Source organism: Sphingopyxis solisilvae (assembly GCF_015475875.1).
GTDB lineage: Bacteria > Pseudomonadota > Alphaproteobacteria > Sphingomonadales > Sphingomonadaceae > Sphingopyxis > Sphingopyxis solisilvae.
Genome location: NZ_JADKYM010000004.1, coordinates 1 through 23650, shown reverse-complemented (window position 1 = coordinate 23650; position 23650 = coordinate 1). Strand labels below are relative to the sequence as shown.

21 protein-coding genes and 3 tRNA genes are annotated in these 23650 nt (G+C 64.2%); 19 read left to right on the top strand and 5 right to left on the bottom strand.

All coding sequences use genetic code 11. The features are described 5' to 3' along the window. Positions 1–57 precede the first annotated feature (57 nt). Positions 58–144, top strand: a tRNA-Leu gene (locus IR187_RS04145). 107 nt (positions 145–251) lie between these two features. On the opposite strand, the gene IR187_RS04140 is transcribed toward IR187_RS04145, so the two are convergent. Beyond that, positions 252–327 (bottom strand) — tRNA-Thr (locus IR187_RS04140). Between the two features lie 288 nt (positions 328–615). Between IR187_RS04140 and IR187_RS04135 the strand changes: the two genes are divergently transcribed. From IR187_RS04135 to IR187_RS04115, 5 genes are all read left to right on the top strand, one after another. Next, positions 616–2391, top strand: a complete 1776-nt coding sequence (locus IR187_RS04135) for a M14 family metallopeptidase (RefSeq protein WP_194953451.1) — start codon at positions 616–618, stop codon at positions 2389–2391. A 147-nt stretch (positions 2392–2538) separates the two neighbouring features. Further along, the gene (locus tag IR187_RS04130) at positions 2539–3534 is read left to right on the top strand and encodes a LacI family DNA-binding transcriptional regulator (protein WP_228765534.1); all 996 of its coding nucleotides are present in this window, start codon (positions 2539–2541) and stop codon (positions 3532–3534) included. A 165-nt stretch (positions 3535–3699) separates the two neighbouring features. Continuing rightward, complete coding sequence (pgmB, locus tag IR187_RS04125) at positions 3700–6630, top strand: beta-phosphoglucomutase (RefSeq protein ID WP_194953450.1); 2931 nt, start codon at positions 3700–3702, stop codon at positions 6628–6630. Then, complete coding sequence (locus IR187_RS04120) at positions 6624–8990, top strand: TonB-dependent siderophore receptor (protein ID WP_194953449.1); 2367 nt, start codon at positions 6624–6626, stop codon at positions 8988–8990. Before pgmB ends, IR187_RS04120 begins: the two co-directional genes overlap by 7 nt. A 68-nt stretch (positions 8991–9058) precedes the next feature. Beyond that, complete coding sequence (locus IR187_RS04115) at positions 9059–10297, top strand: MFS transporter (protein ID WP_194953448.1); 1239 nt, start codon at positions 9059–9061, stop codon at positions 10295–10297. Positions 10298–10372: 75 nt separating this feature from the next. Here the strand turns inward: IR187_RS04115 and IR187_RS04110 are convergent, their stop codons facing one another. Then, on the bottom strand, positions 10373–10945 hold the full coding sequence (locus tag IR187_RS04110; protein ID WP_194953447.1) for a hypothetical protein: 573 nt from the start codon (positions 10943–10945) through the stop codon (positions 10373–10375). A gap of 48 nt (positions 10946–10993) precedes the next feature. Between IR187_RS04110 and IR187_RS04105 the strand changes: the two genes are divergently transcribed. Further along, complete coding sequence (locus tag IR187_RS04105) at positions 10994–11152, top strand: hypothetical protein (protein ID WP_194953446.1); 159 nt, start codon at positions 10994–10996, stop codon at positions 11150–11152. A 160-nt stretch (positions 11153–11312) separates the two neighbouring features. Here IR187_RS04105 and IR187_RS04100 read toward each other — a convergent pair. Continuing rightward, positions 11313–11408 (bottom strand) — tRNA-Lys (locus tag IR187_RS04100). Between the two features lie 240 nt (positions 11409–11648). Between IR187_RS04100 and IR187_RS04095 the strand changes: the two genes are divergently transcribed. After that, complete coding sequence (locus IR187_RS04095) at positions 11649–12461, top strand: universal stress protein (RefSeq protein ID WP_194953581.1); 813 nt, start codon at positions 11649–11651, stop codon at positions 12459–12461. A gap of 53 nt (positions 12462–12514) precedes the next feature. Further along, positions 12515–13207 (top strand): Crp/Fnr family transcriptional regulator, encoded by a 693-nt coding sequence (locus IR187_RS04090; RefSeq protein ID WP_194953445.1) that lies wholly within the window; start codon positions 12515–12517, stop codon positions 13205–13207. Positions 13208–13216: 9 nt separating this feature from the next. Here the strand turns inward: IR187_RS04090 and IR187_RS04085 are convergent, their stop codons facing one another. Beyond that, on the bottom strand, positions 13217–13888 hold the full coding sequence (locus IR187_RS04085) for an OmpW/AlkL family protein (RefSeq protein ID WP_194953444.1): 672 nt from the start codon (positions 13886–13888) through the stop codon (positions 13217–13219). A 168-nt stretch (positions 13889–14056) separates the two neighbouring features. On the opposite strand from IR187_RS04085, the gene ccoN reads away from it, so the two are divergent. The 10 genes from ccoN to hemN are packed head-to-tail and all read left to right on the top strand — an operon-like array spanning position 14057 to position 23324. After that, the gene (ccoN, locus tag IR187_RS04080) at positions 14057–15715 is read left to right on the top strand and encodes a cytochrome-c oxidase, cbb3-type subunit I (protein WP_194953580.1); all 1659 of its coding nucleotides are present in this window, start codon (positions 14057–14059) and stop codon (positions 15713–15715) included. Positions 15716–15726: 11 nt separating this feature from the next. Next, positions 15727–16500 carry a cytochrome-c oxidase, cbb3-type subunit II gene (gene ccoO, locus IR187_RS04075; protein ID WP_194953443.1) on the top strand — a complete coding sequence of 258 codons (774 nt, stop codon included), beginning with the start codon at positions 15727–15729 and terminating at the stop codon, positions 16498–16500. Next, positions 16497–16655, top strand: coding sequence for a cbb3-type cytochrome oxidase subunit 3 (locus IR187_RS04070; protein ID WP_194953442.1), 159 nt, complete (start codon positions 16497–16499; stop codon positions 16653–16655). Before ccoO ends, IR187_RS04070 begins: the two co-directional genes overlap by 4 nt. Continuing rightward, entirely contained in the window at positions 16648–17577 is a 930-nt protein-coding gene (ccoP, locus tag IR187_RS04065; RefSeq protein WP_194953441.1) for a cytochrome-c oxidase, cbb3-type subunit III, read from the top strand. Before IR187_RS04070 ends, ccoP begins: the two co-directional genes overlap by 8 nt. Then, the gene (gene ccoG, locus IR187_RS04060; protein ID WP_194953440.1) at positions 17564–19021 is read left to right on the top strand and encodes a cytochrome c oxidase accessory protein CcoG; all 1458 of its coding nucleotides are present in this window, start codon (positions 17564–17566) and stop codon (positions 19019–19021) included. Before ccoP ends, ccoG begins: the two co-directional genes overlap by 14 nt. Next, positions 19018–19488, top strand: a complete 471-nt coding sequence (locus IR187_RS04055) for a FixH family protein (RefSeq protein ID WP_194953439.1) — start codon at positions 19018–19020, stop codon at positions 19486–19488. The genes ccoG and IR187_RS04055 overlap by 4 nt, the downstream gene beginning before the upstream one ends. Continuing rightward, positions 19485–21596, top strand: coding sequence for a heavy metal translocating P-type ATPase (locus IR187_RS04050; RefSeq protein ID WP_194953438.1), 2112 nt, complete (start codon positions 19485–19487; stop codon positions 21594–21596). Before IR187_RS04055 ends, IR187_RS04050 begins: the two co-directional genes overlap by 4 nt. Beyond that, on the top strand, positions 21593–21748 hold the full coding sequence (ccoS, locus tag IR187_RS04045) for a cbb3-type cytochrome oxidase assembly protein CcoS (RefSeq protein ID WP_194953437.1): 156 nt from the start codon (positions 21593–21595) through the stop codon (positions 21746–21748). Before IR187_RS04050 ends, ccoS begins: the two co-directional genes overlap by 4 nt. Further along, positions 21745–21972, top strand: a complete 228-nt coding sequence (locus tag IR187_RS04040) for a hypothetical protein (RefSeq protein ID WP_194953436.1) — start codon at positions 21745–21747, stop codon at positions 21970–21972. The genes ccoS and IR187_RS04040 overlap by 4 nt, the downstream gene beginning before the upstream one ends. Before the next feature lie 56 nt (positions 21973–22028). After that, positions 22029–23324, top strand: a complete 1296-nt coding sequence (hemN, locus tag IR187_RS04035; protein WP_194953435.1) for an oxygen-independent coproporphyrinogen III oxidase — start codon at positions 22029–22031, stop codon at positions 23322–23324. Between the two features lie 87 nt (positions 23325–23411). On the opposite strand, the gene IR187_RS04030 is transcribed toward hemN, so the two are convergent. Further along, positions 23412–23650 (bottom strand): transposase (locus IR187_RS04030; RefSeq protein WP_194953434.1); only part of this gene is annotated, 239 nt, incomplete at its 5' end.

The window sequence follows — 23650 nt, the reverse complement described above, 5'->3', positions numbered from 1 at the left end:
GCGCGCCGCGGTTGACAAGCGGCCAGCCGCGCCGCTAAGCGCCCGCTCCTACCCCGTGCCCAGATGGCGGAATTGGTAGACGCACCAGCTTCAGGTGCTGGCGATCGCAAGGTCGTGGAGGTTCGAGTCCTCTTCTGGGCACCATTTTCCTGCGCGGCGACGGGACTTCTGAAAACTGTTGGCAAATGACGGCGCGCAGCGGCGTACCGGCGTCGTTCGACACCGGCAGAATGATCGCGCTCGGGGGAAAGTGGTGCCGCTTACAGGACTCGAACCTGTGACCCCATCATTACGAATGATGTGCTCTACCAACTGAGCTAAAGCGGCAACGAGGCGCGCGTCTATCAGCGTGTCGGGGCGAAAACAAGCGTGCTTGCGCAGATTTTGATTGCGGGCCGGAAACGGTGCTGGGGCGACGGCTGCGGGTGTCGGCGGACCCCGCGTCGCGTGCTATCGGATCGCAGGCGCGTTGCCTTTGCAACCGCCGGTAAAGTTTCGCGGATATGGGATGACAAGCCCGAACCGGCGCCGCATAGATCGCCGCCACGGCGCCGCTGCTGCATATGAAACGCCGACAATAGACCCTGTAAACGGGATGATGGAGAGGATTGCCCGATGATTCGATGCCTGGCCGCCGCACTCGCGCTTGTCTCATGCCCCGCCGCGGCAGAGCAGGCGGCGCCGTTGCCGCCGCTGGTGCAGTGGAGCGGGGCGAGCGAAAAGCTGGTCGTGGCAGCCGGCGACCCCTGGATCACCCCCGCGGAGCAGAGCGGCTTTGCCGAAACGCCCGATTATGCGGCGACGCGCGCGTGGCTCGACCGGCTCGTCGCGTCGGCGCCGCAGCTCCTGTCGATTGAGCGCTTCGGTACGACCGCAGAGGGACGCGAGCTCTATTTCGTCCGCGCCAGCAAGGGCGGGGCAGACAAGCCGGTGCTGCTGGTCCAAGCGGGCATCCATGCGGGCGAGATCGACGGCAAGGACGCGGGTATGATGTTGCTGCGCGACATTGCGCACCGCGGCAAGCACCGGCTGCTCGACCAGGCCGATCTGGTGTTTGTGCCGATCTTCAACGCCGACGGGCATGAACGCTCGGGTCCGTGGAACCGCCCGAACCAGCGCGGACCGCGGTCGATGGGGTGGCGCACCACGGCGCAGAATTTGAACCTCAACCGCGATTATTTGAAAGCCGATGCGCCCGAAATGCAGGCGATGCTGGCACTGATCAACCGGATCGACCCGGCGCTTTACCTCGACCTCCACGTCACCGACGGCACCGACCATCAATATGATGTCGCCTATGCCTTTGCCGGGTGGCGCGGGCTTTATGCCAATTCGCCCGCGATCGGCCGCTGGCTCGATACGAAGCTGCGCCCGTCGATGGACGCCGCGCTGACGCGCGCGGGGCATACGCCGGGGCTTTATGTCAGCGCGCTCGACAATCGCGATCCGGAGAAAGGCATTCGCCACGACCCCGACACGCCCCGCTTTTCGACCGGCTATGGCGATTTCCGGCGGCTGCCGACGGTCCTTGTCGAGACACATTCGCTGAAACCCTATCGCCAGCGGGTGCTCGGCACCTATGTGCTGGTGGAGGAGGCGCTGCGGCTGGCGGGGCAGGAAGGTGCCGCGCTGCGCGCCGCGATCGAAGCCGACCGCGCCGCGCGGCCGCGCGATATGGTGGTGAAATGGAAACCGCGAACCGACCCGCTCTACACGGTCGATTTCAAGGGGATCGTCCACGAGCGCTATCGTTCGGCGGCGTCGGGACGCGATGAAATACGCTGGCTTGGCCGGCCGGTCGCGCAACAGATGCCGGTGTTCGGCAGCGAACCGGAACAGCGGGTGACGCTGCCCGCGGCCTGGTGGGTTCCGGCGACCGCGCCGCAGGTGATAGAGCGGCTGGAGGTCCATGGCATCGCGTTCGAGACGATCGACGCGCCGCGCCGGATGACGCTCGACATGGTGCGGATCGAGGACCCCAAACTTGGTGCCGCGAGTGAAGGGCATGTGCCGCTGAGTGCGGCGGGATACCGGCACGAACAACGCAGCGAGACCTTTCCCGCGGGGTCGGTGCGCGTGCCCGCCGACCAGCCGCTCGGGCTGCTCGCCGCCGCTATGCTCGAGCCCGAAAGCGCGGATTCGCTGCTCGCATGGAATTTCTTTCCGGGGATGCTGCAACGCACAGAATATATCGAAGCCTATGCGATCGCGCCGCTGGCCGACCGGATGCTGGCCGAGGATGCGGCGCTGCGCCGCGAGTTCGAGGCGAAGCTGGCCGCCGATCCCGCCTTTGCCGCCGACGGCAACGCCCGGCTCGCCTGGTTCTACGCGCGTACGCCCTATTATGACGAACGCTACCTGCTCTATCCGGTCGGCCGCGAGCTTCCCTGAGCGGGAGCATGGCAGCCCGCCGGCGGGTCCCGGCGCGGTACCGATGCGCCGCCAAAGAAGCTTGTGAAAGCGCCAAGCCGAACGGTAGGGAAGGTGCATGGCGCAACATAATGATTCCCCGCCGCCCGCCACCCCGCGCAGCCGCGGATGAGCCGCAACGGTCACGGCGAGCGGACACGGCCGACGATGGCCGACGTCGCGCGCGAGCTTGGCGTCGCCAAGATCACGGTTTCGCGGGCCTTGTCCGATCATGCGACGGTAAAGGAAAGCACCCGCAAGCTGATCCGCGAGACGGCGGAGCGCATGGGCTATCGCCTCAATGTTTCGGCCCGCAATCTGAGGCAGCAGCGGACGCGAACGATCGCCGTGGTTATCGAGATGGCGCCGTCGCACGATCGCCTGATGAGCGAACCCTATCCCTTGTCCTTGCTGGGCGGCATCATGCAGGAACTGACCGCGGCCGGTCAGAATATGGTGCTGACGACCATCGATCTGTTTGCGGAACATCCGCCCTCGACCGATGGCGTGATCCTGTTGGGGCAGGGCGTCCATGACGATGCCGCAGCAGCGGTGGAGGCAATGGGGTTACCCTATGTGGTATGGGGCGCCGCGCACGGTCCGCCCGAACGCATCGTCGTCGGCAGCGATAATCGTGCCGGCGGGCGTCTTGCCGCCGACTATCTGTCGGGACGCGGGCGGCGGCAGCTGCTCTTTCTGGGCGATACACAGCATGGCGAGGTCGAGGACCGGTCGAGCGGCTTCGCGGACGGCCTGGTGGGCAGGGATGCCGCAATCGTCGCGCAGCTGGCCTGCGCGTTCACAGTAGCGGGAGCGCGTGAGGCGGTCACCCATGTGATCGAACAAGGTACGTCGTTCGACGGCATTTTCTGTGCCAACGACGCGATTGCCATGGGCGCGATCGACGCGCTCGTGGCGCATGGCCGTTCGGTTCCCGCCGACGTGTCGGTCGTCGGATTTGACGATTCACCGGGGGCATCGATTTTTTCGCCCAAGCTTACCAGTGTCCGACAGGACTGGGCGCTGGGCGGGGTATTGCTCGCGCAAAAAGTGCTCGATCTGGTCGGCGGGCGCGCGGTCGAGTCGCATATGATGCCCGTCCAGCTCGTCGCTCGCGAAAGCTGATCTCCCGGTACAATTGTCGTTGAAAATCATGCGTTTCGCAAAATGGTATCGATAACTTGACATCGATACCATTTTGCGGGAATTGTCTTTGGCGAGCCGGGGCCAGAGCAGCCCGGGCCATGGGTGAGGACAAAGGTGGCGATTTCCGCAAATACTTCCGATGCGATGCGCCTTGTGCGACGCGGCGCCGCGTCGCGTGATGCGGAAGCGGCCGCACTGTTCGCATTGGCGAACGGATGGGTCGGGGTCGGGGGTGTTTTCGACGAGCTCGCCGACGCGCCCTGCGCCTATCTGCCCGACGCTTATGTACGTCGGCCGATCACTTATCACGAGAGCTTTCCGGGCTACGCGGAAGCAACCGATACCCGGATCGCTTGTCCCAGCCCCGTTCTGATGCGGTTGGCGATTGATGGCACGGCGGTCGATTTCACGACGGCGAAACTCGTCGAAAGCGAGAGTGTGCTCGATCTCGCGACCGGCCAGCTTCAACGTCGGTCGCGATGGGCGATCGGCGGTGACCGATCGATCGAAATTGCCGTTGACCGGATCGTGCCGATTGCCGGTGGGGCGTGTGTGGCGTCGCAGATCCGCATTTGCCCGATCGGTTTTTCCGCCCGTTTCGAAATCGGGTTATATTATGGCTGCGAGGGCGGCGGCGAAGGCGGCGATGCCGACGATCCGCGCATTTCGGGTCGGCTCAGCCCCGCCTGGACTATCCTTCCCCCCGCGACGGGTGACACCACCTCGGTCACCCGATTCGCCCAGGATGTCGTCGAACTCGCCTATCTCCAGCAGGTCGCCTGTCCTGCCGCTGACGTCGCGGCGGTACCGGCGGGTCATCTGGTGCGGGGCGATTTGGTCGCCGACGACGTCCTGACCATCGACCGGGTGGTCGCCATGGCTTGCGCCCGCGGCCGCCCGGTCGACTTGGCTGAGCTGCCGACCGTGACCAGCGGTTTCGACGCTGTCGCCGCCGATCAGCAAGCCGCGGTCGCACGCCTGTGGGAAGCGGCGGCTGTTTCGATCGAGGGGGATGCGACGCTTGACGCGGCGCTGCGATTCAACCTGTTCCAGCTTCACCAGTCGGCAAACCGCGATCCGGGTCACAGCATCGGCGCCAAGGGTTTGTCCGGCGAGGGATATGAGGGCCATTATTTCTGGGACGCCGAAGCCTTCATGCTACCGGTGCTCGTGTTGCAGGCGCCGGACCGTGCCCGGTTGTTGCTTGCTTACCGGATCGGGAAGCTCGACCATGCTCGCGCCCATGCGCGCGCGCTCGGCCACGTCCGCGGCGCGCTCTATCCCTGGCGGACCATCGGCGGCGACGAATGTTCGTCGCACTATCCGACCGGATCGGCGCAATATCATATCAATGGCGACATCGCGCACGCGCTCGCCTTGTATGTCGCGGCAACCGGCGATGAGACGTTCCGCGCCGAAGCCGCTGAAATGCTTTTCGAGACGGCACGAATTTGGATGGAAGTCGGTGCCTTTGATCCGCGCCGGGGAGGCGCCTTCTGCATTTACGGAGTGACCGGACCCGACGAATATTCGGCTCTCGTCGACAATGATTTTTATACCAATGCGATTGCGCGCCGGCATCTGGCCTATGCGGTGGAAACCGCCGAATGGCTGCGCAAACAGGATCGGTTTGGCGTGATCGCCGGTGCCATCGGCCTTGGCGACGACGAGATTGCCGGGTGGCGGCGCGCCGCCGACGCGATGTGGCTGCCGACCGATCCGGTGCTTGGGATCAATCCGCAGGACGATGCTTTTCTGGGTCGCCCCGAAATGCCGGGCCTTGCGACATCGGGTGACCGCCATGGACCTTTGCTCATGCGCTATCACCCGATGGTGTTGTTCCGCCACCAAGTCGCCAAACAGGGCAATGTGGTGCAGGCAATGGCGATGGACCTGACCGCGATGCCCGTGTCGCGCCAGCGGTACAATTTCGACTATTATCGCCGCGTCACAACGCATGATTCGACGCTGTCGTCGGTGTCGTTCGCGATCGTCGCAGCGCGGCTCGGCGATGACGCAGCGGCGCTTGACTTCATGCAGGAATGTGCGCTGGTCGATCTCGAAAATCGCCATGGCAACACGGCGCACGGCCTGCACATGGCCGCGCTGGCAGGCAGTTGGCTCGTTCTTGCTCAGGGGTGGGGCGGCTTGCGGCTCGACGCCGCGGTGCCGTCCTTCTGCCCACGTTTGCCCGACGCATGGACCATGTATCGTTTTCGCGTGCAATGGCGGGGAAGCGTGGTCGAGCTGGCGGTCGACCGAAAGGGATGCACTTATCGGCTGTTGTCCGGGCCGCCTCTGGAGGTTGCCGATCACGGTCGGCGGCTGCGCGTCGACGAGCAACCGGTTCACATGCTCCGGCCGCTCCGCAAAGGCGTGATTTTCGACCTTGACGGCGTGCTCACCGACACGGCCGAAGACCATTATCTGGCGTGGCAGGCGTTGGCCGATGCCCATGGCCTGAGTTTCGACCGCGAAGCGAACCATGCGCTGAAGGGTGTCGATCGCGCCGGTTCGCTGCGGCTGATCCTGAAACGATCGGGCCGCGCCGTCGAACCGTCGAAGTTCGAGGCAATGCTCGCCGAGAAAAACGCCAGCTATGTCGCGCGGCTCAGGGGCTATTCGCCCGCCGATTTGTTCGACGGCGTCGATCGACTGTTCGCCGACCTGCGCGCGGCGGGGATGAAGATTGGCATGGCTTCGGCCAGCCGCAATGCGCGCGACGTCGTGGCGCGGCTCGGCATTGCCGATGCGTTCGACTTCATCGCCGACGCAGGCGCGGTAACCAACCCCAAGCCGGCGCCCGACATTTTCGTGGCTTGTGCCGCCGGCATGGGCCTGTCCCCGGACGAATGCGTCGGCGTCGAAGACGCGCGCGCCGGAATAACGGCCATCCATGCGGCGGGCATGGTGGCCATAGGCATCGGGTCAGAAGAGGCGCTGCCCGATGCCGATCTCAACATTCCCGCTATCGGCCAGCTGACGGTGGAGCAGATCCTGTCGACAGAACAGGGGGCGGCATCGCGCGCGGGTCTTTCAAACCGACCAGGAAAAGTGGAGGAAACCTCATGTTGAACCGGACTCGCCTGCTGGCGTCGATTGCGCTTTTGGCGCTGCCGACGACGGCTTTCGCGCAAGCAACGCCTCAAGCCGCCGATGCGGCAGCCGCCGATGACGAGATCATCGTGACCGGTACTGCCGGTGGCGGAATCAACCGCCAGGCCGCGGCCTTTGCGATCACCAACATCACCTCGGATGCCATCGAAAAGGCAGCACCCAACAGTACTGCCGATCTGTTCAAGGTCATCCCCGGCGTCTCCGCCGAAAGTTCGGGCGGACAGAACGGTGCCAACATCTTTGTGCGTGGTTATCCGTCGGGTGGTGATGCCGAGTTCGTGACGCTGACCGTGCAGGGCGTCCCCTTCTTTTCTCCGCCGACGCTGTCCTTCCTGGAAAATACGCAACTCATCCGGATCGACGAGACGATCGAGCGCGTCGAAGCGGTGCGCGGCGGTACCGGTGCGCTGTTCGGCAACGGCCAGCCCGGTCTGACCGTCAACTTTGTGCAAAAGGAAGGCGGGCGCGACTTTGCGGGGATCGTGAAGGCGAGCATCGCCGATTATGGCGACATTCGCGGCGACCTTTTGTTGTCCGGCCCGCTCGGCGACAACACGACGTTCATGGTCGGCGGCTATTATTCCAGCGGCAATGGCATCCGCAATCCGCGCTTTACCGCTGAAAAGGGCGGACAGATTACCGGCAACATCCGGCATGATCTCGACCGGGGATCGATCCTCGTCTTCGCCCGCTATCTCAACGATCACGGCCAGTGGTTGTTGCCAATCCCCGTCGTTCGTGACGGCAACAAGGTGCGCAAGTTCGGCAATATCGATCCGGGGACGGGCGTCCTCGCCGGCCCCGAAACGCGGCTCAGCCTGCTCCCCGACGGTACCCGCGCCAATCTTGCCGACGGTCGCGGCGCCAAGCTTGTTAACCTGGGCACCAATTTCGATTACGAGATCGGCGACGGGCTGCAGGTGCGCTATCGCGCCAGCTATTTAAAGGGCGACGCCGACACGACGGGGCTGGTGCCCGCCAGCACGGCGACGACCGCCAGCGCATACGCCGCCTCGCTTGGCAGCACGGTCGGCAGCCTGACTTATGTCAACGGCGGTCAGGCGCTTCCCGGCACGCAGCAGGTGATCCGCGCCGGCACCTGGATCGTGCGCAAGCAGATCGAGGATTTTACCAACGATCTCGCGCTTGAATGGGACAGCGGCAACAACAAGTTCACGGTCGGCGCCTATTACTCGGATTTCTCGTCGAACGACCAATGGAACCTCGGCAATGTCCATCTGCTCACCGCGGAGAACAACGCCCGGCTGCTCAACCTTACCCTCGCCAACGGACAGGTGGTGACGAACAACGGCTTTACCCAAGGCTCGTTTTTCAATGTCAATGCGGCCTATGACGGCCGCGAATATGCCTTTTACGCGGTCGACGAGTTTCAGATCACGCCTGACCTGCGTTTCGACGCGGGGGTTCGTTACCAGCACTACAAGGCGACCGGCACGCTTGAGAACAACGATTTCGGCGTCGACACCGACGGCAACCCGAACACGCTCTATAACAATGGCACTGCTTTGCTGAACGGCACGTTCCGCAACATCGCCTACAAGAAAGGCGCCTGGTCGTGGACGGCGGGGCTGAACTATGACTTCTCGTCGTCGGTCGGTGCCTATGTGCGCTACAACCGCGGCAACACCAATCCTTTCTTCGACAATCTGCGCGACGGTATCTTCGTTTCGCCGCGGGTCGACAATTATGAAGGGGGGGTCAAGGTTCGCACCGACCTGCTGGCGCTTTATGCCACGCTGTTCCACACTCGGTTCAGCGGTTTGGTGACGACGGTGATTCAAAATGGAGCGCCGGTCGCCGACATCGGCGGTGCGCGCAGCACGGGCCTGGAACTCGAAGGTCGCCTGCGACCGGTCGACAATTTCACGATCGCCTTTTCGGGCACCTGGCTCGACGCCAAATACCGCAACTTTTTTGCCGGCGGCGGCACCGTCGACCTCAGCGGCAACCGCGTGCAGCGCCAGCCGAAATGGCAATGGCGCGTGACCCCCTCCTATGACATCGAATTTGGTAGCGACAGCAAGGTTTCGTTGTTCTCCACCTTCTCCTACGTCGGCGACCGCTTCTCGGACACCGCCAACACCCAAAGCCTGCCGCATTATTTCAAGATCGACGCAGGGGTCAGCGTCGATATCAACCGCGCGTTGAGCCTGGCGGTCACTGCCGACAATCTGACCGACAAGGTCGGGCTGACCGAGGGCGACCCGCGGACCCTTGGCCAGACCGGGGGCGAGGTTGTCAATGCGCGCCCGATCCTTGGCCGCTCGTTCCGGTTCAGCGTCGGCTATAAATTCTAAACCACTCTCCCTCCCTGGGGTGGCCGCGGCCTCTTCGCAGCCACCCCTTCTTTTTCTAAGGACAGCCGATGGCCCGCACCCGACTGATCGCCGCGCTGATCCTGACCTATGTGGCTTTCGCGATGCTGCTGAACAGCGTCGGGACGGTTATCCTTCAGTCGATTTCCAGTTTCGGCGTGAGTAAGCCGCAGGCGAGCACTCTGGAAGGCTTCAAGGACGTCACGATTGCGGTCGTGTCGTTCGCGACCGCCAGCTATCTGGCGCGGATCGGCTTGCGACGGGCGTTGATCGGCGCGTTGACTTTGGCGATCGCGGGCTGTCTGGTCATGCCTGTTTTCGGCAGCTTCACCGTCGCACAGCTCCATTTCGCGATGGTTGGCGCGGCCTTTGCGGTAGCGAAGGTGGTCGTTTATTCGATGATCGGGCTTGTCACCGACAATCCGCGCCAGCACGCCAGCCTGACCAGTCTGATCGAAGGCATGTTCATGGTCGGCGTGCTGTCCTCCTACTGGGTGTTCAGCGCCTTTATCGATCCTGCCGGACTGCGCTGGCTGGATGCCTATTGGGTGCTTGCGGGGGTGACCGCGCTGGCTTTGGCGCTGCTCCTCGTTTCGCCGGCCGATGAACGGCGCGCGCGCACGGATGAACAGACCGGCACCGAAGGACCAGCTTTCGTCGCCATGCTCAAGCTTGCGGCGCTGCCGCTCGTTCTCGTGTTCGTTGCCTGTGCCTTCCTGTTCGTGCTGATCGAACAGGGCATTCAAAGCTGGCTGCCGACGTTCAATAACGAGGTGTTGCACCTGCCCGCTCAAATGAGCGTTCAGGCGGCCAGCCTGTTCGCCGCGTGCCTGGCGATCGGGCGGTTTGCGGCCGGCGCGGTGATGGCGCGCTTTGACTGGTATCCGGTGCTCAATATCTGCCTGGCCGCGCTCGCCGCGGTGATTATCCTTGTGCTGCCGCTCGCCGACGGGCTGACCCCCGGCACGATCGCGGCATGGCGCGACGCGCCCGCCGCCGCCTTCCTGTTTCCGCTGATCGGCATTGCGCTGGCACCCATTTATCCGACGATCATCTCGGTGATGCTGAGCGCGATGCCCCATCGCGAACACCCGCCGCTGATGGGCCTCGTCGTCGTCTTTTCGGCGCTGGGCGGGACGACAGGATCGGTGATCACCGGCGCGTTGTTCGCGCACCTCGACGGCCGCACCGCCTTTACGCTGATGCTGGTGCCGACCGCGCTGCTTGCCGCAGGTCTGTTCCTGCTCCGGCGCCGGATCGAACACCGCGCGGATCGCGCGCCAGCCTGAGTCGGTGCCGGGCCGGTTTATCCCGGGTCCGACTGCGAGATATTTGCTGCCATCGTTCTGTCCTTGTTCTGCCGATCAATAGTTGCCGGACAGCGCCGTGGTGACGTCCGACTGGAGCGAGCGGGCCACGTTGAGCGTGAGGCCGAAAGCGAGGACTTCATTCTTGCTGCTCGATTTGAGGCGGGCCATCAGTGCGTAGGAGCGATTGCGCATCTCCATTCCCGTCGCTGCTCCCGCCGTTGCCGCAACCCCGCTGAGATATTGCACCATTTCTGCGCCGCCCTTGTCGAACGGCAAGCCGACGATCAGCTCGCGGATATCGTCACTGCGATACAAGCGCTCCCCGATTGCGATCCCCTGATCGGTCACGGTCATCCGGACCGGGACGCGCTCGTACCGGGCGTTCAACCGTTTGAACATCAGAATGCCGGCGCCCCCGATGGCGCCGATGAAAGCGCCGCTCCAAAAGGCGCCGCCGCCATCCTCCCCCGCAGCCATGCTGCCGAGCGCGACAAATCCGCCGATCGCCGCCATGACGTGCAGAAAGCCCATCAGGCATCCGAACGACGCCGGCATCGATGCCGCGACAATGTCGAACTGTACCCCGTCAGGGGTCTCGTTCGCCGAAAAGAAAGCTTCCTTGGTCACGCGTATCTCCCTTGTGCCGCCAATCGCCGCTTCGCTGCGGCGGGCGCGATGATCGAGGGGCTGGACCGCGAGAAAGTGGCAGAGCTGACCGGGCACGCGGACTTCGGCCCGATGGTCGATCTGGCTGCCGCCGAAATCGCGCTGGGCCAAGGCGACCCGGGCTCCGCGCGGCGCCATTTTAATCGGGTCAGAGCGCCGGCGCGGTGACAGATCGCGTTTGGGCGAACGCGTGGCCATCGTCGGACGTCGGGGAAGCTTGGCAGCGAGCCGCGCGAAATGAACTATTTGCCGCAATCATAAATGTGACACCGTAAGGGAATTGAGCCCGTTTCGGCGGTTTCAACGATCATGGAAGGTCATTGAAAAATGGTGGACGCACTAGGGCTCGAACCTAGGACCCGCTGATTAAGAGTCGGTCCGTTGTGGTATATTGGATAGCATTATCAGATACTTAGATGCATCCGTATTAAACGGCTGTTCCAATATGCCACAACGGACAACATCGCACTACAATGCGTAACGTCACAAAAACGCCTACAACCCGCTCGTACCGCAATTGGCCGCTTTGCGCCTGATGTCGGTCATTGCGGCTTTTGGCGACGAGTGCCCGAAAGCGGACGTTCGCTTCTCGGCCACTTTGACTGCGATCAATGACGCGGCGCGCATTGCGCCCTCATATGGCTGTCGCAGCAGGAGATTTGACGTGCGCAATATTTTGATTCACGCCGACGATGGTCCCGGAATGTCGGCGCGACTAGAGAGCGGGCTGGCGATCGGACGGCGGCATCAGTCGCATCTGGATCTGGTGATCAGCTCGCCGTTTCAGCAGTTCATTGCGACCGACCCGTTTGGCGGCATGTATCTGGCGGGCGAGCAGCTGGCCAAGGCACAGGCGGTCGACGCGGCGCTCGAGCGGCGGTTGCGCGCGGACCTTGAACGTGAAGACGTGCCTTGGGAGGTGACGTTGGCAGATGGCGATGTACTGTCGACGCTGACGCTCGCGGCGACATTGACCGACCTGGTCATCGTGTCGCTCGGCACCGCCGACCGGCGCCGCAGCTTTGCCCCGCCGATGATGGCGGGCGATCTGGCGATGGCGGTTCCGGTCCCGGTACTCGCCATTCCCGAGACTTGCGGCCCGGTCGATCTCGACGCGCCGGTCATGATCGCCTGGAATGGCAGCGCGCAGGCGGCCCATGCCTTGCGGGCCGCCGTGCCGCTGATACGCCACGCGCGGCAGGCGGTGCTTGTCACCGTCGGCGGACATGAGGGGCAGGTCGCCGCCGACGACGCGCTGCGCTATCTGTCGCGCCACGGCATCCATGCCGAATGGCGTCAGGTAGAGCGTGGTGTCGAGACGATTGAAGAGGCGCTCGAGCGGACCGCCCGCGACATGGGTGCCGGCCTGATCGTGATGGGCGCGTTCGGTCACACTCGTTTGCGCGAGACGTTTTTCGGCGGCGTGACCCGGTATCTGCTGGGATCCGCGCCCGCGCCGTTGCTGTTGGCGCACTGACCGGCCTGGCGGCTTGGCTTTCCAAAATCGGCGCGCTGCTGTACGGCGGCGGCATGACCGACTGTTCCACCTGCGTCGTCCGTAACCGCGCAATTTGCGCCAGCCTCGACGCGACGGAAATTCTGGCGCTGGGCAAAATGGGCCGCAAGCAGAAGGTGCGGGCGGGGCAGACGCTGCTGTGGGAGGGCGACGGTGCACCGGTCGTCGCCAACGTCCTGACCGGGGTGCTGAAACTGGTCGTGTCGACTGCCGATGGCCGCGAACAGATCGTCGGGGTCGTGTTCCCGTCCGATTTCATCGGTCGCCCGTTCGGTAAGGAAAGCCCCTACAGCGTCACTGCGATGACCGACGCCGAAGTGTGCATCTTCAACCGCAACAATTTCGACGAGTTTGCGAGCGCGCATCCCGACCTGCAACAAAAGCTGCTGCGCCGCACGCTCGACGAACTCGACCGCGCGCGCCATTGGATGATGCTGCTCGGGCGCAAGTCGGCGTCGGAAAAGGTCGCGTCGTTCCTGCTCGAAATGTCCGAACGCCTATCGGGGCAAGGATGCGACGCGACAAATCCCAAGGGCGGGTTCGAGCTGCCTTTTGGCCGGCAGCAGATTGCCGACATCCTGGGGCTGACGATCGAGACGACCAGCCGCCAGCTCACCAAAATGCGCGGCGAAGGCGTGCTCGACCTGCCGTCTCGCCGCGAGATCGTGATCAACGACCGCGCGGCGATGGAGGCGATGGCGGGCTGACCGGCTGCGTCAGAAGCGGAACGCGAGCCCGGCGCTGACGACCCACGGGTCGAGCTTGTGCCGCGTGCGCAACACTTCGGTCGGTCCGGCGAACCAGCCCGCGGTGGGGCGCATGACATAGCGTTTGGCATCGAAGGTCACCGCCAGCCCCTTGGCATTCACCGGGACATCGACTCCGGCCTGAAACGCCATGCCCAGCGAATCGCCCATCTTTTGCCGGGTCGCGCCGAGTGCGACCGCCGTCGCCCCGGGCTTTTCGTCGATGAAGATGAAATAGCTGGGACCGGCACCGACATATGGCCGCACGCCGCCATCTTTGCCGAAATGATATTTCAGCGTCAGCGTCGCGGGGACGATGTTTGCGTTCGACACCAGCCCTGCACCCGCCAGGCCGCCGCGACCGACGACATCGTGCTGGGTGACGCCCGCGATCGTCTCGACCGAGATATTGTCGGCGACGAAATATTCGATCGCGACCGTCGGCACGACATTGTCGTCGGCCTTGGTCTGCGTCCCCGCAGGCAAGCCGATCAGGTCAAGCTTCACATCTTTGATCTTGCCGTCGGGCGCGACATAGGTCGCGAGCAGCTTGAACTGGACGTCGCCGCTTTTCGCCGCGGCTTGCCCGGGAACCGCCAGAGCGACGGCTAGCGCGGCGAGGGAGAGATATTGGGTCTTCATGAGTCCTGGCTCCTGTTGTTGATGGAGCCGTCTCTGTCCCGCCGCCCGCTGCGCCGCATTGATGAAGCGCAAACCATTCGTTGATCCCGATCAATGTTTCGGCGGACCCGCGCGTCCATGAGCGAAGCGAAGCGCGGCGCGAGAGCCGCACCAAGCGGGGACAAGCATATGGACGGTCTGGTAATCAAAGCGGGCGGCTGGCTGGCGCTGGCGCTGCTCGCGCTGGTGATGGCGGCGCTGGCGGTCGATGCCCCCTTTGCGGTGCATATGGGCATCGTTGCCGTCGCCGCGCTGACCGTGCTGTGGACGACCGTCTCGCAGGCCGATTATGGCGCGATGGCACGCGGCGTGCTGAAGATGCCCGCCAGCGATGGCACTTATGACGATGACCCGATCCGCTGGGGAGTCATTGCCACCCTGTTCTGGGGGATCGCCGGGATGGCTGCGGGGCTGTTCATCGCGTTGCAGCTCGCGTTCCCGGTGCTCAACTTCAACCTCGAATATACGACCTTTGGTCGCATCCGACCGCTGCATACCTCGGCAGTGATCTTTGCCTTCGGCGGCAACGCGCTGATCGCGACGAGCTATTATGTCGTGCAGCGCACCTGCCGCGCCCGGCTCGCCTTTCCCAAGCTCGCTCGCTTTGTCTTCTGGGGCTACCAACTGTTCATCGTACTCGCCGCGACCGGCTATCTGATGGGCGTCACGGCGGCCAAGGAATATGCCGAGCCCGAATGGTATGTCGACCTGTGGCTGACGATCGTCTGGGTTGCCTATCTGGCGGTGTTTGTCGGCACGATCGTCAAGCGCCGCGAACCGCATATCTACGTCGCGAACTGGTTTTACCTCAGCTTCATCATCACCATCGCGATGCTCCACATCGTCAATAATCTGTCGATGCCTGCGAGCATTTTCGGGTCGAAAAGCTACGCCGCCTTTGCCGGGGTGCAGGATGCGCTGACGCAATGGTGGTACGGGCATAATGCGGTCGGTTTCTTCCTGACCGCGGGCTTCCTCGCGATGATGTATTATTTCGTGCCGAAGCAGGCCGAGCGGCCTGTTTACAGCTATCGCCTGTCGATCATCCACTTCTGGTCGCTGATCTTCCTCTACATCTGGGCCGGTCCGCACCACCTACACTACACCGCGCTGCCCGACTGGGCGCAGACGCTCGGCATGGTGTTCTCGATCATGCTGTGGATGCCCAGTTGGGGCGGGATGATTAACGGGCTGATGACGCTCAACGGCGCGTGGGACAAGATCCGCACCGACCCGATCATCCGCATGATGGTGATGGCGCTCGCCTTTTACGGCATGAGCACCTTCGAAGGCCCGATGATGTCGATCAAATGGGTCAACTCGATGTCGCACTATACCGACTGGACGATCGGCCATGTCCATTCGGGCGCCCTCGGGTGGAACGGCATGATCACCTTTGCCTGCGTCTATTATCTGGTGCCGCGCCTGTGGGGGCGTCAGCGGCTCTACAGCCTGCGCATGGTCAACTGGCACTTCTGGCTCGCGACCGTGGGGATCGTTTTTTACGCCGCGTCGATGTGGGTGGCGGGCATCATGCAGGGGCTGATGTGGCGCGAATATGGCGCCGACGGTTATCTGGTTTACAGCTTTGCCGAGAGCGTCGCGGCGATGCACCCGATGTACCTGATCCGCGCCGCGGGCGGGGCGATGTACCTCGCCGGCTTCCTGATCATGATCGTCAATGTCTGGGCGACGCTCGCCGGGCGGGTCCGCGATGAAAAACCGATGACCGAAACCCCTTACAACGCCGCCGCGGACCGCCCGCTCGCGCTCGTTCGCGCCGCTTAAGGAGCCGCACGATGGCCACCCAACCCACCGAAAAGCGCTTCAGTCACAAAAAGCTTGAGCGCAATGTAACGCTGCTAGGTTTCTTCTCGCTGATCGCCGTCACCATCGGCGGCATCGTCGAGATCGCGCCGCTGTTCTGGATCGACAATACGATCGAAAAGGTCGACGGGATGCGTCCCTACACCCCGCTCGAACTGGCGGGCCGCAACATCTATATGCGCGAGGGCTGCTACACCTGTCACAGCCAGATGATCCGTCCGTTCCGCGACGAGGTCGAACGCTATGGCCATTATAGCCTCGCTGCCGAGAGCATGTATGACCATCCGTTTCAATGGGGATCGAAACGCACCGGACCCGATCTGGCGCGCGTCGGCGGGCGCTATTCGGACGAATGGCACAAGGCGCATCTGATCGACCCGCGCAGTGTCGTGCCGGAATCGATCATGCCGCCCTATGCGTTCCTCGCCGAGCGCGACCTTTATGTCGGCGACATGCGGAACGACCTTACCGCGCTGTCGCGCGTCGGTGTGCCCTACAGCAAGGAAGCCGTCGCAGCGGCGAATGAGGATCTGAAGGCGCAGGTCGATCCGGCGGCGGGCATCGACCTGCAAAAACGCTATCCCAAAGCGCAGGTGCGCGATTTCGACGGCAATCCCGATCGCTTGTCCGAAATGGATGCGCTGATCGCCTATCTCCAGATGCTTGGCACGCTCGTCGATGTCGAAAAGGCCGCCCCGCAGGAGCAGGGCGCCGCGCCCGCCGCGCCGCGGGAGAAGGCGCGATGACCTACAACGACCTGCGCCATTTCGCCGACAGCTGGGGTCTGCTCGCGATGACCATCCTGTTTCTTGGCCTTGTCGCCTGGCCGTTCCGCAAGGGCGCGCGCCGCCACAATGAAGAGGCCGCAATGATGATCTTCAAGGACGACGAGCATGGCTGACCGCAAGCGTATCGACGAAGCCACCGGCACGAGCACCGTCGGGCATGAATGGGACGGCATCGAGGAACTCGATACACCGATGCCGCGCTGGTGGCTGTGGACTTTCTACGCCTCGATCGTGTGGGCGGCGGGCTATGTCGTCCTCTACCCCGCCTGGCCGATGCTCAACAGCGCCACGCAAGGCGTGCTGGGGTGGAGCAGCCGCGGCGATCTGGAGCGCGAGATGCAGGCGCACGCGGAACGCCGCGCGCCGATCACCAATGCCATTGCCGCGACGGCGCTGACCGATCTGCCTGCCAAACCTGAGCTGATGCAAGCGGCGGTGCAGGGCGGCGCGGCGGCGTTTCGTGTCCATTGCGTCCAGTGCCATGGCGCGGGCGGCGCGGGGGTGAAGAAGCTCTATCCCAGCCTGACCGACGACGACTGGCTGTGGGGCGGCGACCTCGCGAGCATCGAATATACGATCGCGCACGGCATCCGGAACCCCGATCATAAGGCGACGCGCGTCAGCCAGATGCCCGCGTTCGGGCGCGACGGCATCCTCGATGCAGGGCAGATCGCCGATGTCGTCAGCCATGTCCGCGTCATCAGCGGGCAGGAAAAGCCAAGCGCGGCAGCAGCGCGCGGGGCGGTGCTGTTCCAGGCCAATTGTGCGGTCTGCCACGGTGCGACGGGCGCAGGGGATCGCACCGTCGGCGCGCCGAAGCTGACCGACGCGGTCTGGCTCTATGGCGGCGACCGCGACAGCCTGACCGCGACGATTGCGCAACCCCGCAACGGCGTGATGCCGCGCTGGGCGCATCGGCTCGACCCGGTGACGGTCAAGATGCTCGCGACCTATGTTTATTCGCTTGGCGGCGGCGAGAAAGCGGCGCCGCCGGTCGCGAGCAATGAAGGGCAGGGAGCCGATGGCCAGCCCTGACGACCTGACCGGTCCCGCCGCGCCGCTGTATGAAAAGCGAAAGGGCGTTTACCCCAAAAAGGTCGACGGTCCCTTTCGCCGCTTCAAATGGGCGATCATGGGGATCACGCTGGCGATCTATTACGGCACGCCCTGGATTCGCTGGGATCGCGGTCCTTATGCGCCCGACCAAGCGGTGCTCGTCGATCTCGCGAACCGGCGCTTCTATATGTTCCAGATCGAAATCTGGCCGCACGAGTTTTACTATGTCGCGGGCCTGCTCATCATGGCGGGGATCGGGTTGTTCCTCGTTACCAGCGCGGTGGGCCGCGCCTGGTGCGGCTATGCCTGTCCGCAGACGGTGTGGACCGACCTGTTTCAGCATGTCGACCGGCTGGTCGACGGCGACCGCAATGCGCAGGTCCGGCTGGCCAATGGCCCATGGACCTTCGAAAAAACTTCAAAGCGGACGATCAAATATCTCATCTATCTGACGATCGCCTTCTGGACCGGCGGCGCGTGGATCATGTATTTCGCCGACGCACCGACGCTGACCGCCGATTTCTGGACCGGGCAGGCGGCGCCGATCGCCTATGGCACCGTCGCCGTGCTGACCGCGACGACCTTCATCCTCGGTGGTTTCATGCGCGAACAGGTGTGCATCTATATGTGTCCCTGGCCGCGTATCCAGACCGCCATGATGGACGAAAAATCGCTGCTGGTCACGTACAAGGACTGGCGCGGTGAACCGCGCGGCAGCGTCAAAAAGGCGCAGGCGCATCCGGGCGCGTTCGGCGACTGCATCGACTGCAACCAGTGCGTCGCCGTCTGTCCGACGGGCATCGACATTCGCGAAGGGCCGCAAATCGGATGCATCACCTGCGCCCTGTGCATCGATGCGTGCGACGACGTGATGGGCCAGATCGGACGACCGCGCGGGCTGATCGATTATTGCACGCTCGACGATGCGGCGGTCGAAAAGGCGGGCGGCATCGGCAAGCCCGTTCGCAAGACGCTCTTCCGTCTCCGCACGCTTGCCTATTTCGGCGTGTGGTGCGCAATCGGGGCCGCGATGCTCTTTTCGCTCGGCCAGCGGACCCGGCTGGACTTGGCCGTTCAGCACGAGCGCAGCCCGCTCTATGTCCAGCTCTCCGACGGCCATATTCGCAACAACTACACGCTGAAACTGCGCAATATGGAAACGCGCCCCCGCCGCGTCGCGGTGACGGTGGATGGGCTGTCAGGCGCCGCGCTGTGGACCGAGGCGGGATCGCGTGAGACCGCCAAGCAACGCATCGAAATAGCGCTAGCGCCCGACAGCGTTACGCGCGTCCGATTGTTCGTCGCGGCACCCGGCGACGGACCGGCGCGGCAGGATTTCACCATTGCGACCCGCGGCCTCGACGGCGACCCGCGCGGCGACAGCGACATCATCCAGTTCGACCGGCCGGAGGCAGGACAATGAGCGACAAACCGATCCGCAAGGTCTTCACCGGCTGGCACATGACCACGATCCTCGTCGGCTTCTTTGCCGTCGTCATCACGGTCAATTTCACCATGGCACGGCTCGCCATGTCGACCTTTGGCGGCAAAGTGGTGGAGAACAGCTATGTCGCGAGCCAGCACTACAATGTCTGGCTGGCGCGCGCGGAGGCGCAGGACCGGTTGGGCTGGATACCGAAAATCTCGCTTGATGGGGATCGCCATGTTCGCGTCGAAGTTCGCAAGGATGGCCGCTCGCTGACCGACCTGCGCGTCGCCGCAACCGCCAGCCATCCGCTCGGGCGCACCGCCCCCGCCACCCTCCGGTTCGAAGGGGTGGCGGACGGCGCGTGGCGCTCGGTCGAGCCGCTGGCGGTGGGGCGCCAGCGGCTCGACATCGTTGTCGGTCGGGGGGCCGACGAGGCGCGCTATCGGATGGACATGAAATGATCGCCGCCGCTTTGATCGAACGCGATTTCGCCGTCCCGGACATTCGCTGCGCGGGATGTATCGCCAAGCTGGAGCAGGGGCTGGTTCGCGATCGGCGGATTGCCGCGGCGCGCGTGAACTTCACCGAAAAGCGCGTCCATCTGTCGTGCGTCCCCGATGCCGAAATGCCCGACCTGATCGGCGCGTTCACGACGCTTGGGTTCGAGGCGCATCCGATCGGCGATGCGTTGGGCGATGCCGATCCGGCGGAGGGAGGTAGCCGCGAACTGCTGCGCGCGGTTGCCGTTTCCGGCTTCGCGATGATGAACATCATGTTGCTTTCGGTATCGGTGTGGTCGGGGGCGTCGGGCGCGACGCGTGACCTGTTTCACTGGCTGTCGGCAATGATTGCACTGCCGACGATCGCCTATGCCGGGCGGCCCTTCTTCCGCTCGGCGTGGCGCGCGTTGCGTCATCGCCAGACGAACATGGATGTGCCGATCAGCATTGGCGTTCTCATCACCACCGGGCTCAGCCTGTTCGAAACCGCGACCAGCGGCCCACATGCCTATTTCGACGGCGTCGTCATGCTGCTGTTTTTTCTACTCTGTGGTCGCTGGCTGGACAGCGTGATGCGCGACCGTGCGCGCGGCGGCGTCACGGCTTTGCTGCGCAACATGGGCACCGGCGCGATGGTGCTGGGCGACGATGGCAAAAGCCGCTGGACCGATGCCACGGGGCTCGAACCCGGCATGGTGATGCTGGTGGCCGCGGGCGAGCGGCTCGCCGCCGATGGCGCGGTCCTGCGCGGCGCCAGCAGGCTCGATCTGTCGTTGCTCACTGGCGAAAGCGCGCCGCAACTGGTCCGTGTCGACGACCGCGTCCACGCCGGCACGCTCAACCTCGATGCGCCGATCGAGGTTCGGGTGTCTGCGGTCGGCGGCGACACCGCGCTGGCCGACATCGCGCGCCTGATGGGCGAAGCGGCGCAGGGCAGGTCGCGCTACGTCCGCATCGCCGACCGCGCGGCGCGGCTCTATGCCCCCGCGGTTCATGCGCTGGCGCTGATCGCCTTTATCGGCTGGATGATGGTCGGGGCGGGGTGGCATCACAGCCTGCTGATTGCGGTTGCGGTGCTGATCATCACCTGCCCCTGCGCGCTCGGGTTGGCCGTCCCCGCAGCGCAAATTGTCGCGGCAGGGGCGTTGATGCGCGTCGGGGTGCTGATCAAGGACGGGTCGGCGCTCGAACGATTGGCCGAGGTTGACCGGGCCATGATCGACAAGACCGGTACGCTGACGCTGGGCCGCCCCGAGGCGCGCGATCTCGAACGCCTCGATCCGCAGCTTCAGTCGCTCGTTCTCGCGCTGGCGCAGTCCAGCCGCCACCCGCTCAGCGAAGCGTTGACGCGCGGCTTGCAGGCGCTCGATGTCGCGCGCGCGGATGTCCAATCGATTCGAGAAATCCCGGGCTTTGGCGTGGAAGCGGAGTGGGGCGACCATATCGTCACCCTTGGCCGCCCAGGCGATCCGGTGGAGGGTGACGCCCTCGCAACGCAGCTGTCGATCGACGGCGCGCTCGCCGCGACCATCCATTTTGCCGACCATCTGCGCCCCGATGCGCGCGCGGCGATCGATGCGTTGCGCGCCGAGGGCGTCGACGTGTCGATCCTCAGCGGCGATCGCGCCGCGGCCGTGGCTCCCGTCGCCCGCGAACTGGCGATGACCGCTCAAACGGGCATGAGTCCGCAAGACAAGCTGGCCGCGCTCGCGCGGCAGAGCGCGACGCACAAGGTGCTTATGATCGGCGACGGGCTGAACGACGGTCCGGCGCTAGCGGCGGGGCATGCGTCGATGGCGCCGGGATCGGCTAGCGATGTGGGCAAGAATGCCGCCGACTGCATTTTTCTCGGCGACCGGCTGATGCCCGTCGTCGCGGCGCTGCGTATGGCGCGGCGGACGCAGTCGATAGTCCGGCAGAATTTCGCCCTCGCGATCGGTTATAATGTGATCGCGGTGCCGCTGGCCTTCCTCGGCTATGTCACCCCGCTTGTCGCGGCGCTCGCGATGTCGGGGTCGTCGCTGATCGTCGTCGGCAATGCGATGCGGCTCAAAAGGGCGATCCGGTGAACGGCCTCGCGCTGCTGATCCCGATCGCGCTCGGGCTGGGACTGCTCGGGCTGGCGGCCTTTTTCTGGTCGCTGCGCCGCGGCCAGTTCGACGATCTCGATGGCGCGGCGCTGCGCATCTTTGTTGAGGATGAAGAGGAGGGGACGGCATGATCGGCCGCGCCTTCGTGTCGCTGGCCGGCGCTACCGCGCTCGCATTGACGCCACTGACGGTCGATGCCCGGATGCTGATCATTCCCGATTGCGGTGGCGGTCGCCACATGCTGCTGGTGCCGGACGGATCGGACAAGCCGGGCGGTGACAGCTGCGCCAAGGCGTGTCACGCGACGACCGATCGGCGCAGCAAATCGACGGGCGTTCGGAAGGGCTGCTGCTGATGATGCCGTTGATCTGCGTCAATGCGTTCGCGCGCTCGTCGTCATAAATGCCCTCTATGTGGAGCTATCACCCCGACCTGCTGGCTACGCCGGTCCCGCGCTACACCAGCTATCCGACCGCGGTCGAATTTACCAACGCCGTCGGCGCTGACGATTATACGGCGGCGCTCGACCGGATCGCTTCGGCGACCCCCGTCTCGCTCTACGTCCACATTCCGTTCTGCGACCAGATCTGCTGGTACTGCGGCTGCAACACCGGCGCCGCCAACCGGACCCAGCGCCTCGCCGACTATCTGACCGCGCTCCGCTCGGAAATCGCCATGGTCGCCAAACGCCTCGGCGGCCGCGCGCGGGTTCAGCGGATCGCGTTCGGCGGCGGCAGTCCCAACGCCATCGCGCCGGTCGATTTTGTGCGTCTCCTCGATCGTATCCTGACCGTGTTTGACGCCAGCAACCCCGATATTTCGATCGAGATCGACCCGCGCGGTTTTTCGGCCGATTGGGCGCGCGTCCTCGCGGCCTCGTCGGTCGCGCGCGTCAGCCTTGGGGTGCAGACCTTTACGCCGCAAATCCAGCAGGCGATCGGACGGGTCCAGCCGCTTACCGACATCGAAAATGCAGTGGCCAGCCTGCGCCTGCGCGGGATCGACGCGATCAATTTCGACCTGATGTATGGCCTTCCCGGGCAAAGCCTCGCCGATCTCGACGAAACCCTCGACGAAACGATCCGCCTCGCGCCCAGCCGTATCGCATTGTTCGGCTATGCCCATCTGCCCGCGATGATCCCGCGCCAGCGGCGGATCGACGCCAGCAACCTGCCGGATCTCCGGCTGCGTTTCGAACAGGCTGCGCTCGGTTTCGACCGCCTCACCGCGGCGGGTTATGTCCCGATCGGTTTCGATCATTTTGCGCTGCCCACCGACACGCTCGCCATCGCGGCGGGCGAGGGACGGGTGAACCGGAACTTCCAGGGCTTTACCGACGATGACACCGACCTGCTGATCGGCTTTGGCGCCAGCGCGATCAGCAAATTTCCCGAGTTGCTCGTTCAAAACGAAAAGCGGGCGGGACATTACCGCGGCCTGATCGCCGAAGGTCGGCTGACGGCGACGCGCGGGGTGTCGATTGATGCGGACGAGCGGGCGCGAGGTAATATAGTTCGTAATCTGCTTTGCAGTGGTCGCGCGCGCATCCCGACGCCGATGATTGAGACGACGCGTATCGCGATGGCCGCTCTCGAACATCGGGGCCTAATCGGCTGGGAGGCCGATAATCTAATCATCCGCGATTGTGGTCGCCCCTATGCCCGTCATGTTGCAGCGCAATTCGATCGGGTCCGTGGAAAGCTGTAATTGCGGTGATCAGCCAAGAGGGACGCAAGAACGAGACAACTCGTAATTGGCAGCGTAATTTTGCGTCCTAGGGTCAGGACTCATTGATCAGAGCCAGAAGATGACGGTTGCGGCGAGGGCTACGGCGGAGAAGAAGGCCGTCGGGCACCGATCGTAGCGGGTTGCGCCGCGCCGCCAGTCCTTGAGGCGGCCGAACATGATCTCGATACGGCCCTGGCGTTTGTAGCGGCGCTTGTCGTATTTGACGGTCTTGTTTCGTATTTTCCGGCCCGGGATGCAGGGTGTGATGCCCTTTTCCTGCAAGGCGTCGCGGAACCAGTCGGCAT

Bases quoted from the DNA above. Each gene is read 5' to 3' on its own strand.
- IR187_RS04120 (WP_194953449.1), top strand. From the start codon at position 6,624: ATGTTGAACCGGACTCGCCTGCTGGCGTCGATTGCGCTTTTGGCGCTG.
- ccoN (WP_194953580.1), top strand. From the start codon at position 14,057: ATGGACGGTCTGGTAATCAAAGCGGGCGGCTGGCTGGCGCTGGCGCTG.
- IR187_RS04085 (WP_194953444.1), bottom strand. From the start codon at position 13,888: ATGAAGACCCAATATCTCTCCCTCGCCGCGCTAGCCGTCGCTCTGGCG.
- hemN (WP_194953435.1), top strand. From the start codon at position 22,029: ATGTGGAGCTATCACCCCGACCTGCTGGCTACGCCGGTCCCGCGCTAC.
- IR187_RS04115 (WP_194953448.1), top strand. From the start codon at position 9,059: ATGGCCCGCACCCGACTGATCGCCGCGCTGATCCTGACCTATGTGGCT.
- IR187_RS04055 (WP_194953439.1), top strand. From the start codon at position 19,018: ATGAGCGACAAACCGATCCGCAAGGTCTTCACCGGCTGGCACATGACC.
- IR187_RS04040 (WP_194953436.1), top strand. From the start codon at position 21,745: ATGATCGGCCGCGCCTTCGTGTCGCTGGCCGGCGCTACCGCGCTCGCA.
- pgmB (WP_194953450.1), top strand. From the start codon at position 3,700: ATGCGCCTTGTGCGACGCGGCGCCGCGTCGCGTGATGCGGAAGCGGCC.
- IR187_RS04105 (WP_194953446.1), top strand. From the start codon at position 10,994: ATGATCGAGGGGCTGGACCGCGAGAAAGTGGCAGAGCTGACCGGGCAC.
- ccoG (WP_194953440.1), top strand. From the start codon at position 17,564: ATGGCCAGCCCTGACGACCTGACCGGTCCCGCCGCGCCGCTGTATGAA.
- ccoO (WP_194953443.1), top strand. From the start codon at position 15,727: ATGGCCACCCAACCCACCGAAAAGCGCTTCAGTCACAAAAAGCTTGAG.
- IR187_RS04090 (WP_194953445.1), top strand. From the start codon at position 12,515: ATGACCGACTGTTCCACCTGCGTCGTCCGTAACCGCGCAATTTGCGCC.
- IR187_RS04050 (WP_194953438.1), top strand. From the start codon at position 19,485: ATGATCGCCGCCGCTTTGATCGAACGCGATTTCGCCGTCCCGGACATT.
- IR187_RS04135 (WP_194953451.1), top strand. From the start codon at position 616: ATGATTCGATGCCTGGCCGCCGCACTCGCGCTTGTCTCATGCCCCGCC.
- IR187_RS04130 (WP_228765534.1), top strand. From the start codon at position 2,539: ATGAGCCGCAACGGTCACGGCGAGCGGACACGGCCGACGATGGCCGAC.
- ccoP (WP_194953441.1), top strand. From the start codon at position 16,648: ATGGCTGACCGCAAGCGTATCGACGAAGCCACCGGCACGAGCACCGTC.
- IR187_RS04070 (WP_194953442.1), top strand. From the start codon at position 16,497: ATGACCTACAACGACCTGCGCCATTTCGCCGACAGCTGGGGTCTGCTC.